Annotated in this window: 16 protein-coding genes; 2 read left to right on the top strand and 14 right to left on the bottom strand. The window is 54.7% G+C overall.

Going from position 1 to position 13,966, the window contains the following annotated elements:
• Positions 1-97 precede the first annotated feature (97 nt).
• From AC2IBB_RS03610 to AC2IBB_RS03555, 12 genes are all read right to left on the bottom strand, one after another.
• Positions 98-793, bottom strand: coding sequence for a hypothetical protein (locus tag AC2IBB_RS03610; RefSeq protein WP_486331549.1), 696 nt, complete (start codon positions 791-793; stop codon positions 98-100).
• 263 nt (positions 794-1,056) lie between these two features.
• Positions 1,057-1,383: a hypothetical protein gene (locus AC2IBB_RS03605; RefSeq protein WP_486331548.1), complete on the bottom strand. Its 327-nt coding sequence runs from the start codon at positions 1,381-1,383 to the stop codon at positions 1,057-1,059.
• Positions 1,384-1,514: 131 nt separating this feature from the next.
• Positions 1,515-2,042 (bottom strand): tyrosine-protein phosphatase, encoded by a 528-nt coding sequence (locus tag AC2IBB_RS03600; protein WP_486331547.1) that lies wholly within the window; start codon positions 2,040-2,042, stop codon positions 1,515-1,517.
• A gap of 22 nt (positions 2,043-2,064) precedes the next feature.
• Positions 2,065-2,550, bottom strand: a complete 486-nt coding sequence (locus AC2IBB_RS03595) for a C40 family peptidase (protein ID WP_486331546.1) — start codon at positions 2,548-2,550, stop codon at positions 2,065-2,067.
• 47 nt (positions 2,551-2,597) lie between these two features.
• Positions 2,598-3,221, bottom strand: a complete 624-nt coding sequence (locus AC2IBB_RS03590; protein ID WP_486331545.1) for a response regulator transcription factor — start codon at positions 3,219-3,221, stop codon at positions 2,598-2,600.
• 10 nt (positions 3,222-3,231) lie between these two features.
• Complete coding sequence (locus tag AC2IBB_RS03585; RefSeq protein ID WP_486331544.1) at positions 3,232-4,572, bottom strand: cache domain-containing protein; 1,341 nt, start codon at positions 4,570-4,572, stop codon at positions 3,232-3,234.
• Between the two features lie 59 nt (positions 4,573-4,631).
• On the bottom strand, positions 4,632-5,918 hold the full coding sequence (locus AC2IBB_RS03580; RefSeq protein ID WP_486331543.1) for a TRAP transporter large permease: 1,287 nt from the start codon (positions 5,916-5,918) through the stop codon (positions 4,632-4,634).
• On the bottom strand, positions 5,915-6,460 hold the full coding sequence (locus tag AC2IBB_RS03575) for a TRAP transporter small permease subunit (protein ID WP_486331542.1): 546 nt from the start codon (positions 6,458-6,460) through the stop codon (positions 5,915-5,917). Before AC2IBB_RS03575 ends, AC2IBB_RS03580 begins: the two co-directional genes overlap by 4 nt.
• Before the next feature lie 160 nt (positions 6,461-6,620).
• Positions 6,621-7,745 carry a TRAP transporter substrate-binding protein gene (locus tag AC2IBB_RS03570; RefSeq protein WP_486331541.1) on the bottom strand — a complete coding sequence of 375 codons (1,125 nt, stop codon included), beginning with the start codon at positions 7,743-7,745 and terminating at the stop codon, positions 6,621-6,623.
• Positions 7,746-7,961: 216 nt separating this feature from the next.
• Positions 7,962-8,462: a protein-tyrosine phosphatase family protein gene (locus AC2IBB_RS03565; RefSeq protein WP_486331540.1), complete on the bottom strand. Its 501-nt coding sequence runs from the start codon at positions 8,460-8,462 to the stop codon at positions 7,962-7,964.
• 42 nt (positions 8,463-8,504) lie between these two features.
• Positions 8,505-8,975: a hypothetical protein gene (locus AC2IBB_RS03560; protein WP_486331539.1), complete on the bottom strand. Its 471-nt coding sequence runs from the start codon at positions 8,973-8,975 to the stop codon at positions 8,505-8,507.
• A gap of 84 nt (positions 8,976-9,059) precedes the next feature.
• Positions 9,060-9,431, bottom strand: coding sequence for a hypothetical protein (locus tag AC2IBB_RS03555; RefSeq protein ID WP_486331538.1), 372 nt, complete (start codon positions 9,429-9,431; stop codon positions 9,060-9,062).
• Positions 9,432-9,896: 465 nt separating this feature from the next.
• Between AC2IBB_RS03555 and AC2IBB_RS03550 the strand changes: the two genes are divergently transcribed.
• On the top strand, positions 9,897-10,628 hold the full coding sequence (locus AC2IBB_RS03550; protein WP_486331537.1) for a substrate-binding periplasmic protein: 732 nt from the start codon (positions 9,897-9,899) through the stop codon (positions 10,626-10,628).
• Positions 10,629-10,813: 185 nt separating this feature from the next.
• Positions 10,814-12,730, top strand: a complete 1,917-nt coding sequence (locus AC2IBB_RS03545; protein WP_486331536.1) for a 5'-nucleotidase C-terminal domain-containing protein — start codon at positions 10,814-10,816, stop codon at positions 12,728-12,730.
• Here AC2IBB_RS03545 and arfB read toward each other — a convergent pair whose 3' ends face one another.
• Both arfB and AC2IBB_RS03535 read right to left on the bottom strand, forming a co-directional pair.
• A complete protein-coding gene (gene arfB / locus AC2IBB_RS03540) occupies positions 12,731-13,150 on the bottom strand; it encodes an alternative ribosome rescue aminoacyl-tRNA hydrolase ArfB (protein WP_486331535.1) in 420 nt (139 codons plus the stop codon).
• Positions 13,151-13,152: 2 nt separating this feature from the next.
• Positions 13,153-13,932 (bottom strand): hypothetical protein, encoded by a 780-nt coding sequence (locus tag AC2IBB_RS03535; RefSeq protein WP_486331534.1) that lies wholly within the window; start codon positions 13,930-13,932, stop codon positions 13,153-13,155.
• Positions 13,933-13,966 lie beyond the last annotated feature (34 nt).

The following is a 13,966-nucleotide window of genomic DNA, read 5'->3' as shown; positions in this document are numbered from 1 at the left end:
TTGCTTACTATACTTAACTACAGATGAGGAAAGAGAGGATACTCGGGAGAGGTCGCAGGGCCTGTTGATCACAGAGCCCTGCTTAGAACACGCTGTACTACAGACGACGATGGATACGCGCGCCTTCTTTGGTGCGCTGATCCAAACGCGCCATAATCTCGCGCATTTCTTTCGCTTCTTCAGAAGCCTGGTTACGCTTCTGCGCTTCCATTTCCGCTTTCTCAGCCGCAATCGCTTCGCGAATGCGTTTTTCCTTTGCTGCTGAGCCAGTACGGCCTTCAGACAGCTTGGGACGGTTCACTGGAGCGGGAGCGGTTGCGCCAGTCGCAGATTTGGCTGCTTTCGCCAGACCTGCAGCGCCGGCTTTTTTCGCCGCCTTTTGCCCTGCTTTGGTCCCACCGCGACGGCGGGCTTCGATACCTGCGATCAATGCGCGCATCTCTTCCGCCTCACGGGTGGAAGCAGTATGGCGTAATGGTTTAGGGTCCGCTTTCGGCGCCTTAGGCGCTTCCGGCTTAACCGCAACCTCTTTCTTCTTCGGCGCGTAGTCGGATTCGTCAGAGTCGTCCGACATTTCCTGTTTCAATGCTTCCAACTCTTTCATCAGATCCATTGATGGCTTGGATTTGTTTTCTGGTCGAGTCAGTGTGACTTTAATTGCCCTGGCGTCAAGCGCTTCCATCGCCTCAGCCAACATTTCCCGAAGCTCTTTGGGGTTGTCAGAGTAGCCCCACTCTTCCATTTTGAAAGAGTCCGCGCCGCTGGACCGCAGAGTTTCAAAAAACTCTCCCATTGCGCCGTCGGATTCCTGGACTAACAAGTGCCCCCAATGATCCTCCAATGACCTGCGGGTGCTGCCCGCAAAAACTTTCCCCGTAACTTGATCGGTAGCAGTAAAAACTATCACCAAAAACCTCAAATTCGTTGCCGCACACTCTTCTTTTCCCCACTCGAAGACACACCTCCGAGGGGGCTGAACATTATAAAGAGATAACCGAAAATTATAAGGGCTGACAAACAGTCTCAAATGTGCATGGCGGGAAAATTTTTGTGAAATCAGACCTCAATTTCGGGCTCTCCGGCGCAGTCAAAGGTCATTTCAAAGGCATCCGTGGTAACGATAATCTTTTGCTGCGCGCCTTTCTGCGCACTTAATACGCCAATAACGGTGGGCATGTAGTCAGCGTCGCCGACAGCATCAAAATAATCTGTTTTGCAGGTGGTGACGCCGGAAAAAACTGCTCTCCTGGTAACGATGCCGGATTCCGGCTCCGGTGTGAGATCCAGACACAATTTTGCGGTCAAAGGAGAATAATCGATTCTGACGACCCAAAATGGATCCACCCCGATCAACTTCCTTTCAAGAAGATTCGTCATTTTCATGGTCATTCCCACACAAGGGTTCAATAGTTGAGCGAGCCATCATATAGGAAAGGAGCCTGTTTATACCGGCGTTAATTGATTAATAATTGGTTAATTCCGTCGTGAGAATCGTTACTGATCGTCACCTAAAATCAGACCAATAAAGCTTGCTTGAGAAGAAGGGATATTTCAGGGCTGTATACATAGTCGGATACGCAGCTAATGCCCTGTAAGGCCGTTTCTATATTGGCGCTATCCGCCACGCCGTCTGACAAAAGGTACTCTTCAACAATTGTGTCGTAAGGCGCATCAATGAGAAAAAGAATCAACGCGACAACCACGCCGGTCCTGTCTTTACCCGCCGTGCAATGAATCAATACCGGGAAAGCGCCGTCTCCACATAATGCCGCAAGCACTCGATTAAGCCAGTTGCGCACGGAGCCGTTTGCGGTGACGTAATTTTCAACGCTGTCCACGGCGGGGATATGAAGCTGCCTTTTACCCACAAAGACTTGGTCTGGGCCGCTTCTCAAATTAAGGATGCAATCCACCGGCGGAAGTTCTGACACGCTGAATAGCTCATTAACCGTTCCGCCACGGAATAACGCTCCCTCACGCATCAACTCGCGCCCAGAGAGACAATTCACCGCCTCTCCGACGTCACGCAAGTTAGGAATCACGCTCAACGCCTCTTACCTTTACTTACTTTACTCGCCGCGCCTGCCAGAAATGGTTGGCCCAGTAGCCGTTATGCAGATAGGCCAGTTCCACTCCGTTACTGGTAGATGCATGCAAGAAACGATTATTTTCCACGTAGATACCGACATGAAGCCCTTTCCAGCCGCCGGGTTTGAAGAACACCAGATCGCCGGGTTGCAGTTCCTTGCGACTGACTTGACGCCCTTTTTGCGACAATCCTTTCGTAGTTCTGGGCAACTTGGCGTCGAAGCGCTCTTGAAATGTGAGATACACCAGGCCTGAGCAGTCGACTCCGGACTTATCAAGGCCCCCATAGCGGTAGTCCACGCCGCGCCACTCGTCATACTGGTCATAAAGCGCGGCGGCGACAGGGCTGGATATCTGATCGGGAGACGGCGTCGCCACTGGCGGATGGTTAACCCTCACCGAGCTACACCCCGAGGCGAACGCCATTAAAATGGTGATTAATATGAATCCGGATACACGCATCGGCCAATCCTCTAAACTTGCGCTGACAGGCGAAACGTTAAACCGACTTACATTAACCCATGCTTAATGGCGTACTTTGTTAATTCCGCCGTGGAGCTAAGTCCCAGTTTCGCCTTAATATTCTGCCTGTGAGTTTCCACTGTACGCACGCTGATGGCAAGTTCTTCCGCAATGGCCTTGTTACTCTTGCCTTCCGCCACTTTCTTCAGCACCGACGCCTCCCGGTGAGTCAGGCTGGCGGAAGTCTCGCCGCGCAGTTGCGGTTGCGAGAACAGCGCCGCCGAAGCGCCGCTGCTGATGTAGGTGCCGCCTTCATAGACCGTGCGAATGGCGCGAATCATTTCATCCACAGACACATCTTTAAGAATATATCCCTTGGCGCCTTTGTGCAGAATCTGCGACACATACTCTTTATTGTTGTGCATGCTCAGGATCAGCACGCGGGTATCGGGAAAGTGCTGCGCCATATACTCAGTGGCGTCGATACCGTTCATGCGCGGCATACTCACGTCCATCATCACCACATCCGGTTGATGCTCCGCCACCGCCTCAATCGCCTGCTGTCCGTCTGCGGCCTGCGCCACTACATCAATATCCGGCTCCTGTTCCAACCGGGCGCGGATGCCTTCCAGCACCAGAATGTGATCGTCAACCAATACCAGTCTTATCATTCTTGTCTCTTTATCCCATGAAGGTCACCTGAATGCGGGTCCCTTTGCCTTCTTCCGAATGTACACTGAAATTTCCGCCGAGAAACTCCACTCGCTCGCGCATATTACGAATGCCGATACCTCTGCCATGACCCAGGCGACGCAATGAGAATCCGGCGCCATCGTCCTTCACCTCCAGAAACAGCCCTTCAGCGTCCTGTTCCAGCCGTAGCGTCACCTGTTTGGCTGCGGCGTGTTTCTCCACGTTATACAACGCTTCCTGGGCGATGCGGTACAAAGTTGTGGCGATATCCTCATCCAACTTGGTCTCCGAGACCTGTAGATACACAGATACATCAATGCCGGAGCGCTCTTCGAAATCTTCGCCCAGATGCTCCAACGCCGCCACCAGCCCCAAATCGTCGAGGATACTGGGACGTAAATCATGGCTGATGCGACGGGCTTCCTGAATCGCCTGCTTTAAGGTCTCCCGCCCTTTCAGCAGCGGCTCGCGCAAGGCTTGCTGGTTTTCCTTCAGCAGGCCGAGCACCGTCTCAATACGATACTTCACCGACACCAATAACTGATTGATGCCATCGTGCAACTCCCGCGACACCCGTCGCCGCTCTTCCTCCTGTAATTGCACGGTTTTATGGCTGAGTTCCTTCAGGCTTTGGTCCGCCAGCCGATGCTCATGCACGTTAAACCAGATCGAGGCGACCAACACGCCCATCACCGCCAGCAAAGCGATGATCACGAACGTCAGCAGCGCATCCGCCACGTTTTCGTCCACACCGTTTTTGATCAGCTCCATTTCCTGCTGGATGTCGTCGAGATACAGTCCCGTGCCGAACATCCAGTTCCACGGAGGCAGCGACTCTACATAACTGATTTTATCCACCGTCACCCGGGATGTGGGCTTCTGCCAGAGGTAGTTGTGAAAACCGCCGCCTTCCGTGGCGCGCGCCAGCAAGTTACGAATTACATAATTACTGTTGTTGTCCTGAATATTCAGCAGATCCATGCCCACCAGGCCGGGCTGGGTGGCGTGCACCAGATTCACGCCGCTGGGGGTATAGGCGAAGAAATAACCATCCTCACTGAAATGCATGCGCTGCATCAGTTCCTGAATACTGCGCTTCGCCTCCTCGTCAGAGTCCGCCTTCTCGACCAGATAGCCGGCGGTGATGCGCATGATGCTGACATAGCTTTTCAGCGCCGTTTCCTTGGAGCGCACCAGGTTGGTCTCAAAGGTTTCCAGCTCACGCTGCGCCAACTCATCCGCCAGATTCACCATCGCCAAAGCAAACGCGATGGAAATCAATAACAACGGCGCTAACGCCAACAGAACAACTTTAGTGCGCAGCGTCATGACGCAAGCCTCCAGCAGGTATACAGGATGTGGCGCCCGCTTCCCTGCGCGCGCCTCAATCAGACGTCAAAACCAAACCACCCCGGCGTCACCAGTAACAATATCAGCACCAGCGCCTGCAGAATGATGAATGGCGTTACGCCCCGGTAGATGTCCATCGTGGTCACCTCTTTCGGAGCGACCCCTTTAAGATAGAACAAACTGAATCCGAACGGCGGCGTCAGGAAGCTGGTCTGCAGGTTCATGGCGATCAGCACCGCAAACCAGACCATACTGATGCCCAGCGACTCCGCTACCGGCGCCAGGATCGGCACAATGATAAAAGAGATTTCCACGAAGTCGATGAAAAAGCCCAGCACCAGAATAACGAGCATCGTCAAAATCAGGAAGCCCCACTTCTCCCCGGGGAGTTGCGTCATCCAATGCTCCACCAGGGTGTCGCCCCCCGTGTAGGTAAAGGTCATTGAGAACGCGGTCGCGCCCAACAGGATGGCGAACACCATAGCGGTGACGGTGACGGTTTCGCGACTGCACTCCCACACCATTTTCCAGGAAAACTGGCGATAGCACACCGCCAATAATAAGGCGCCGGCGCCACCCAGTGCGGAGGATTCCGTGGGCGTCGCCACGCCAGTGAAGATCGATCCCAGCACCACCAGAATCAACGCCAAGGGCGGCAGGATGGAGAACAATGCAATTTTCACCTGCTGCGCCCGGTTTTCTCCATTATCCGGCAATGCCGGCGCCATATTGGGGTTCAGCCAGGCGACGATCAGAATATAGGCAATGTAGGCGCCGATCAGCACCACGCCCGGAACCACCGCCGCCTGAAACAGGTCGCCAACGGGGATGCCCATCACATCGCCAAGAATTATCAGAATAATAGAGGGGGGAATAATCTGCCCCAGGGTGCCGGAAGCACAGATCGTTCCGGTGCTCAGGCCCTTGTGATAACCGTATTTCAGCATCACCGGCAATGAGATCAGCCCCATGGCCACCACACTTGCGCCGACGACCCCGGTAGAAGCCGCCAGCAAAGCGCCGACCAGCACGGTGGAAATGGCGAGACCGCCGCGCACGCCGCCAAACAGACGCCCCATGGACTCGAGCAATTGCTCCGCCAGCCGGGTCTTCTGCAGCACCAACCCCATGAAAATAAACATGGGGATGGCCATCATCACGGTATTTTCCATGATGCTTTGAATACGATAGGGCATGAAAGCGAATAGCTCAGGCCCCTGGGCGATCAAGCCGAACACCAGCGCCACGCCGCCAAAAGTGAATGCGACGGGGAAGCCGAACATCAACATCAGCAAGGCCACCGCGAACATAATAATGCCAATCACGCCAGTCCCTCCTTCGCATGGGATTCTTTATACTTCTCTCCCAACAGCAGCACTCTCAGCGCCTGCGTGATCATGCCCAGGCCGGATAGGAGAATCAGCAGTGAGGACAGAGGAATCAACGATTTGATGATCCAGCGATAGGGCAGGCCGCCTGGATCGCCGCTACCTTCCATCAGATTGAATGCATCCAGGGTGAAGCCAAAACCGAAATACATCACCAGCAGTGAAAATGGCGTGACGAACGCTATCGCCCCCACCATATTGACGATGGCTTTCACCCGATCAGACCAGCCTTCATACAGCACATCCACGCGCACATGACCGTCTGTACGCAACGCGTAGGGGACGCCCAACAAAAAGACGGCGGCGAACAGGTGCCACTCCAATTCCTGCATGCCGATAGAGACCTGATTGAACAGGTATCGCATCACAACGTCGTAAAACACGTTGACCAGCATCAGCAGGAAACAGCCTGCGGCGAAAAGGCCGCAGAGATGAGACGCCCGCTCGAACAGACGATCGAAGAACTTAATCCACTGCATATTTCACTCCGGTCCGGGCGCAGGACAGCCCCTCAGGCGGATTTCCTCAGCGCGCAACGCAGCAACAAGCAAGCCTTGGTCAGGCCGGCTTCGCGCAAACGCCAGGAAAGGTTCCGCCGGAGGCGCGCTCTGTCCGAGCGGCCCCGGGGTTTATCTACAATTAGTCTTGAGGTTGGCTGTTGAGGTAGGCGAGATCGGAAATCTCGGTCCAGTGACGCGCTTTCAGCATATAGTCGTGTTGAGACTTGAGAATTTCCGCAGCCAGAGGGTCGCTGGAAGCTTTTTCTGTGAGCAGCTCATCGTTCGCCTTACGCATGGCTGCGATGACTTCCTTCGGAAAAGTACGCAATTTGACGTTCGGGAACTCCGTCTGAATAGTCGCCCAGTTCACAGCGCTTTCATGAGTAGACTGGATATACATATCGTAGGCGGCTGTGCGCATGGACACCCGCAGAATCTCCTGCAGGTCCGCAGGCAGTTCCTCCCAGGATTTTTTGTTGATCATGAACTGCAATTCTGTCGCCGGTTCATGCCAGCCGGTGTAGTAATAAGGCGCGATTTTGTGGAAGCCCATGCGCAAATCCAGGGAGGGACCCACCCACTCCAGCGCGTCGATAGTGCCGCGTTCAAGCGCGGTATACAGCTCGCCGGAAGGAATATTGGTAGGGCTCACGCCGATTTTGGCCAGCACTTCGCCCGCAAAGCCGGGAACGCGCATTTTCAGCCCCTGCAAATCCTGCAGCGAATTGATTTCTTTCTGAAACCAGCCGCCCATCTGATTGCCGGTATTGCCGCCGGGGAAAGAAAGCAGGTTGTGCTTGGCGTAGACTTTCTCCATCAGCTCCATACCGCCGCCGTAGTAAAACCAGGCGTATTGTTCCGGCGCGATCATGCCGAAGGGCATGGTAGTGAAGTACAGCGTCTCAGGCACTTTGCCTTTCCAGTAATAGGAGGCGGAGTGGCCCATGTCATACTGGCCGGTCTTGACCATATCGAACACGCCGAAGGGCGCTTTGTGCTTATTGGCGGAATCAATGGTGATTTTCAGCCGGCCATTGGACATTTTCTCCGCCATCGCCGCCATGTTACGGGGCGCATCGCCGAATATTGGAAAGTTGGGCTGCCAGGTTTCCGCCAGTCTCAGGGTATAGACCTGTTCCGGCGCTTTGGCTTCTGGGGAGGCGGCCTGCGCGCTGGCGGCCGGATTGGATTCGTTGCATCCGGAGATTCCGAAAGCCAACAAAACAGATACAGGAAGGATTCTCAGGAATCGCTTAAGAGTCATATTGTGTACCTTTCTTATATTTATTTTCGCGTAATAACCGCCGTCGCAGTTAAACCACAACGGGCTCGCGTCGCACTCGTACCCGGGCGCTTCACAAAATGCTCTCTTTTTGGCAGATCAAATTCTATCCGTATTAGCGCCGTGAGGCGGTGGGCGAATACGCCCGCATAACTACGGAGTCAGACTAAGTATTAATACGTAGAAGAAAGGTTGGTTTTATTGGGATAAGGCGCGCGCATGTTCTATCACCCAGCGCCGCTGGGCGTCCGTATCCGGCACCTCCACACCGCGCTTCAAGCTGATTTCAGCAAAAGCCTGCTCTGGGGTCCAGCCATGACGCACCAGCAAAGAGGCGGCGATCGTACCCGTGCGTCCGATGCCGGCGCGGCAGTGAATAACCAGATGCTCGCCCGCCAACACGGCGGGATAAATAGTGTCCAGCAGCGTGGCGACGTCACGCACGGACCGAGGCAGCCCGAAATCGGGAATGGGGAAATGAGTAAACGCCATACCCAAGCGGCGACACAGCTCCGGCGCCTGCGCCAGCCCCAGCTCACGAATCTCCTGGGTCTCCAGTAGAGACAGCATCCTGGTGACGCCGCTGCTGGCGATGCCCGCGAACTCCTCTTCCATCCACTCCCCTGCGACGGGCTTGGCCATGACGGAAAGGCGGCCGCTTCCAATAGGTTGGACGGGATAAATAGTGCTGACGAGCACGTTTTGACTCCTTAGCTTACGAATAATCGAAAGCGGCTATTTTTACTCAGTCCCCACGTACTCGTAAAACAATTCGCAGTAATCCACGTCTTTGTCCGCGCCGGCGCGCAGGCGTTGTTTTAGCTTTTGCGTGGCGGCGTGGTTAGCCGCGTAATCTTTGAGTTCGCCCTGAAACTCATAATTCATCGCTTCCACCAGCTCACAGAGTAACCGGTTATCACAGTGATCGATGAAACTGAGGGACTTGTCCAAAGCGCGTTTGAAATCCTTGGTCAGGAGGGAGCCCAGCGCGGAGGCTTTCAGCCATTTGTCCGCCCGTTCGTCGTCCAGTATGTGCTCGCTCAATTCGGTGGTTTTCGGATGATTGCGGATGGCGAGCTCGACAAGAGCGGAGTTTGCGCAGGAGGGTTCGGATTGATAATCCTGGACTAATTCTATCAGGGTATTTTCCTGAAGCGCCGTCCAGTCCTGCTCATGGGGAAAAGTCTTCTGAATATCGTGGAAGTCGGTCATTCCTGCTTTCTCGCTGATTATTATTCCTTTCGCGCCCGCTCCAACGCGCCTGCATCAGAGCGGACGACTTGTCACATCAGCAGCTTACCAGTCTCGCCACTCGCTGGCGATACCCTCCCCGTCGCCATAATTTTCCGGATCGACGCCCGCCGCTGCGGCGATGGCGTCAAACAGATCACACAGCTCTTCCCTTTCCGCCGTTTCGATCAGGGCTCCGCCTATCGTGTCGTTCAGATAATTCAACGCCTCTACAGCAACTTTAAATTGCTTGACCTTCACCTTTTCCGTCGCGCCTTCGCCCAACTCCAGCAGGGATTGCAACAGTTTATCCATAATCCGCCTGGCGGCCTCGTTGTTCTCATCCGTGTATTGCTCCAATCCATCCTGGAAGCGCTCCGCCCAGAGATCGAAAGGGTACTCTTTCTGGGTGCGCCGCAATCGCTGTTCGTATGACAAATCAATGCCCTCCTGCCGGCCGAGTGGATGAACATAACGTGAGAATAACGGGAATGAAAACTTAACCCGGAGCGTCTTACTTCTCCCTTCTCACGCAGACGCAAATTGTAAGCATCGAAACGACAGAGTCGCGCTCAGACCCACCTCAGCGCTGGCAAATTCGTGACAATTTGACTCATTTATCCAGTGTTACACTGTAAAAAAGTCAAATAGCGTCACTTTTAAAAAGAGTGTAAAAAGACGGACGCTGGGAACGCGCCTGAATTGAAATAGACCATGGCCGGACATACTTTAAGTTGATGAAAAATTGCCCAGCGCTATTGCTTGCCGTAATGCTTCTCCTGTAGCAGGCGCATGCAACAAAGTGTCGGGCCTGACGATAAGCCACTGGCTTTTTTGACTTGGTTTCGAGCATACGGGTAGGTCCTATTGAGTACCGTTTTTATACGTAGATTGGCGTCTTGGTTGATAGTTACCGCAGGACTATGGACGAATGCCGTCTTCGCCGACAGTTCCGTCAATCTGGCGTGCAACTACTTCCCTCCTCAAAAAATTGACACTCCCGAGAACACGGACCGGCCGGGTTACGACATTGAATTGCTACAGGCCGCTTTTCAACAGGTCGGCGTCTCCGTCCGGTTTCGTTATTTTCCTTGGAATCGGGCTCTGGAGCTGGCCAGGACGGGCGCTTACGACGGTCTGTGCAGCTGCTCCTATCTACCGGAGCGAGAGAGTTTTTTGTATTTCTCTGACGAGCTCGGCGCTCTGGAGAAAGGCTTTTACACTCTGACCGGCCGCAAAATTCAGAACGCCGCCGCCCTTGGCGATATGAAACCCTACAAACTGGCCGTGGTGCGCGGCTATAACCTTGAGACGGAGCTGCAAAAAGCCGGGCTTGAGAATATTGAAACCGTTGGGACAGATAAGCTGTTGCTCAATATGCTGGCTTTCCATCGCGTCGACGCCATCTATTCTTTCGCTGACACCATTCAGTACGAGGCGCAACAGATGCAGAATCCTCCCGGGTTGAACTTTATCCGCATGTCCAGCGCGCCTTACTACGCCTGCTTCAGCAAGAAGCATCCTCTGAGTCTGGATATGATGCTTAAGTTCAACACAGGCCTGCGCTTGATTCGCGAGTCCGGCGAGTATGATCGCATCCGGCAAAAGTATCTGGGCGTTTCCAGCTCCTCCTGATCCGGCGCGCCATCTCGCCCTTTACATCGCGCCTTATAGACCGCCCGTTTTACTCAGTAACCAAAGGGCGGCTTCCCCTCTTTTCTCCTCCGTTAGTTGCAACATTGCCGCAATAATTCAGTGGGACACTCCCAGCTCTAATAACAATCGGCATCCATACTCAAATTCACAGTGGAGCATGACTAATGGCGCCTTTTCATCTTACGCGCACAAGCGCAGTATTGTGCGCGTTGATCGCGCTCGCCGCCTGCAGCGACGGCGACAATAACAGCGACGGAGAGAACACCGGGTTCAGCCTGAGCATCCTGCACATCAACGATCACCACTCCCATCTTGCTGCATCCACCTTCAGTTACGACGTCAGCGCGTTGGAGCTGCAAACTAAAACTGATAACGGCTCCGATATCAGCTCGGTTACCGTCTCTTACGGCGGCTTTCCCATGCTGACCAGGCTGGCCGACGACCTGGCGGATGAGAAACGCAATGTCCTGAAACTGCACTCCGGCGATGCGGTCACTGGCACGCTGTATTTCACCCTATTCGGCGGGGAAGCGGATGCGGAGATGATGAACCGGATCTGTTTTGACGCCTTCGCCTTAGGCAACCATGAGTTCGACAACGGCGACTCCGGCCTGGCTTCATTTCTGAATTATCTGGCGGCGGATGATTGCGGAACCGACATACTGGCGGCCAATGTCGTTCCCGGCGACGCTTCGCCTATCGCCCAGGGCTACATCAAACCTTACGTCATCAAAGAAGTGGGCGGCCAGAAAGTCGGCCTTATCGGCATAGATATCGCCCAGAAGACGCAAGAGTCAAGCCGTCCCGACTCTGGCACCACGCTGCTCGACGAAACCGCCACAGCGCAGCAATACATTGATGAGATCAGCGCCCAGGGCGTCAACAAAATCATACTGATGACGCACTACACCTACGCCAATGATCAGACCCTGGCCGCCAATCTCACCGGCGTCGACCTTATTGTCGGCGGCGACTCCCACACCTTGATGGGCGGAGAGACGTTCACACAACTGGGCTTCAACGTCGTCAGCGACTACCCGAAAAAAGCCACTGACAAAGCCGGAGACCCGGTTTGCATCGTACACGCCTGGGAATATGCGCACCTGCTCGGCGCATTGGACGTCACCTTCGACGAGAGCGGTAAAGTCACCGCCTGCAGCGGCGCCCCTTACATGCCGGTCGCCAGGACGTTCACCTATACTGCTGCGGACAAAGTCACTAAAACCCTGCCGGCCATTGACGCCGACCGGGTTACGCAAGCACTGACCAGCTATAAGGAAGTTGTTTCCACTACACCCGACGCCGTTTCAGAGCGCCTGCTGGCGATATATGACGATGAAGTGGATACCTTAAAGCAGACCGTGATCGGCACGGTATCTGAAAATCTGTGTCTGGTGCGCTGGCCCGGCGAATCACGCTCCAGCCTGTGCGACGTTGCGGATAATTACGTGAACGGCAGCGATATCTCCAATATCGTCGCCAAGGCGTTCCTGACGGTGACGCCCACAGCGGACATCGCCATCCAGAACGGCGGCGGCGTGCGGACAGACATTCCGTTGGGCGATTTTACCGTGGCGGACGCGTACACCCTGCTGCCCTTCTCCAATACCCTGGTGACGCTGCAAATGACCGGACAGCAGATCGTCGACGTGCTGGAGGACGCGCTGTCCAATACCCTGGACAACAACGGCTCCTCCGGCTCCTACCCCTACGCCTCCGGCCTGCGCTTCAACGTGGACGCCTCCCAGGCCAAGGGCGCGCGCCTGTCCAACGTAGAGGTGAACTCACGGGTGGCTGGAGACTGGAGCGCCATCGACCTGAACGCGACCTACACGGTGGTCACCAACGATTTCATCGCCTCCGGCCAGGATGGCTACATCACTTTCGCCACGCCTTATAACGCCGGACTGTACGTGGATACCTTTACTGAGTACGCGCAGGGATTCGTAGACTATGTGGATGCGCTCACCGAAGACGGCATGACCGTGGATAAACTGCCGATCGACGAGTACAGCACTCAGCAGTACATCGGCCGCGACGGCTGCAATCACAGCCTGTCGGCGGATTGCGAGAACTATTAATCAGTCATAACGGTTCACCCGCCCGCGGGCGGACTTGACCTGAGCGCGCTTGGTTTTGCCGTCCAGGCGTCGGGTTTGCGAACCTTTGGTGGGTTTGGTGGCGATGCGTTTTTTGCGCGTCGCCATCGCCGCCACAATCACTTCCCGCAGCCGCGCCAGGGCGTCCTCGCGGTTTTGCTCCTGGGTTCGATATTGTTGCGCTTTGATGACGATAACGCCGTCTTTAGTGATGCGCTGGTCGCTTAGTTCAAGCAACCTTTCCTTGTATATTTCCGGCAACGACGACGCTTTGATGTCAAAACGCAGGTGCACAGCGGAGGACACCTTGTTGACATTCTGCCCCCCGGCGCCTTGGGCGCGGATGGCCTGCATATCGATTTCGTGATCGGGAATACTGACTTTATTGGAAATCTGCAGCACGGTTACAAAGCCTCCGGGTCCGTGTAAGTGGTCAGCCGGTTTTTCCAGCCCGGCAGCCATCGTTCCTTTTCGATAGGGTTTACGGCGTTATTCGCTCTTCTTTCCAGCACATAGATCGCCGCCATGCGAAACGCCAGTAATGGCGTACGTCCCTGCTCAAAACGATCCATTTCCTCCAGCGCCTGCTTTAATCCCCAACCTTGCCCGTTGTAGCGCTCCGTTTCCAGCAGACCGTCCCCTTTGAAATTAACGTAATCGATCAGCGCATAGGCGCCGCCCCGGGTTTCGCTTAACCGCATTACCCGCAACCGGATCGTTTCATGGCTGCCTCCGGGGGAGGACTCAATGATTTTCTCCAGAGAAGTAGACGTTCGCTGGAACATGAAAGCAATTTGCTGCGCTTTGGTGCGCTCCAGGAATCCTCGCAGCTCCTCCACTTGCGGACTGTTCTGAACGGCCAAAAACGCCTGCCGGGACGTCCAGGGGGCGTCAAAAGGGTCCAACTCCAACATCCAGGACGGCGCCGCCACACCCTGCGTCAGCATGGACTGAAACAATAACGGAAAACTCTCTTTGAATTTTTCCTCCACGCCAGCGGGATACCAGATGAAATGCCCAATTCCCAGAGACGGAAACGCCTCTCCCTGATTCCAGGACACCAGACACTCGCGTTTACTCGCGCATTCATTGTGAAATACTTTGCGCCCTACCCACTCCAAATCCGCATCATTAAGATGCAATTGCGGGGTGTATGTGGTTTCAGCGCATGCGGTAAAAAACACTGTCACGGCTAATATAAGCGGCCGCAGACTCCCG

This window comes from Hahella sp. NS-SX17 (assembly GCF_057367735.1).
This window is presented reverse-complemented; position numbering and strand designations above follow the sequence as displayed.